Genomic DNA, 1,256 nt, shown 5'->3' with positions numbered 1-1,256 from the left:
GGCGGGCACACCTGTACCCATCCCGAACACAGAAGTTAAGCGCCGCAGCGGCGACGATAGTGCGCAAGTGCGACAATAGCGCTCTGCCAGGTAGGCAAAGGACCGGAAGGTCCTTTTTCTTTTTGCCAGAAAAAGTAGTTTTTGAATGTACCATAATGTGTAAAAAAACATTAACTAAAAATTTACTTTTTATATACTAAAATAGATGGTAAAAAAGTATTGACTTTGACAAACCTTATGTTATTATATAGTTGCTAGTGAGGAATTACCGTGACCCTCACTACGTATAATACAATGATGTAATCAGATACCTGATTCATTATTACCCTCCCTCTGGCTTATCTTCTCCATAAGCCAGAATTTTTTTGTAGTACAAGCAAACTTGTATCTAGTCTTTAGATAGCTGCGCGTACTACGTACGCTCAACAATAAACCACCCGCTATGCGGGTGGATAGCAGCAAAGTTACACAAAAATATCATCGTTCCTTCTATGATGGGAAGTGTTCAAGTTATCGCGAAAAGAAAGTAATGGTGATGTCTCATGGCTCATAAAGCCAATTCGCTATCGCATACAAAATGGTATTGCACATACCACACGTATTCACACCAAAGTATAGACGAAAAGACCTAAAGGAAATCATAAAGGAACCCTGCAGGTACAAGGAAGTGGAAATAGTAGAAGGACATCTCATGCCGGACCACGTGCATCTTCTTCTCGAGATTCCTTTAAAGCTGAGCATAAGCTCGTTCATGGGATACCTGAAGGATTGTATGTGTCGACAGTAGGACTGAATACAGCAATTGTGGAAAATTGCATCCGAGAGCAGGAGATGCATGACCAAATGGTGAATAAGCTGAGTGTCAAGGAGTATGGGGATCCATTTTCAAACGTAACGAAGGGAAAAATGGAAAATAAAATCCAAGAAAACAAAGCAGTAAAAAAAGTAAAAAAAGAATACCTTTGAGGGGTAGCGAGCGTCAAGAGCGGTAGCTTGAACGAAGTGAAAGCAATCGCTTTTAGACGCGAGCAGGTATTACAGGCTTATAGCCGCAGTTCAAACCACGCCTTTTAGGCGTGGTTTTGATTGTCTATAGGTTCTTTTATAGAATCTATAGATTTTTTGTTTTAAATCCCCATTTGCACAGTGGACCTATATGATATAGAATAATTATGCATGTAATGCAATTATGCTTTGGCGGGTGACTGTGCAATTGTGATTTTGGCGATCCTCTGTACGGTCATCCACCAAAGCAG

General features: G+C 40.5%; 1 rRNA gene and 1 pseudogene. Both read left to right on the top strand.

The features are described from left to right. Positions 1-92: ribosomal RNA gene (gene rrf, locus FYJ79_RS12890) — 5S ribosomal RNA — on the top strand; the annotation flags it as partial. 450 nt (positions 93-542) lie between these two features. Then, positions 543-966 (top strand): annotated as a pseudogene (gene tnpA / locus FYJ79_RS12375) (IS200/IS605 family transposase). The last annotated feature ends 290 nt before the right edge of the window (positions 967-1,256 follow it).

The sequence above is a fragment of the Sharpea porci genome (assembly GCF_009695655.1).
Taxonomy (GTDB): domain Bacteria; phylum Bacillota_I; class Bacilli_A; order Erysipelotrichales; family Coprobacillaceae; genus Sharpea; species Sharpea porci.
This window is presented reverse-complemented; position numbering and strand designations above follow the sequence as displayed.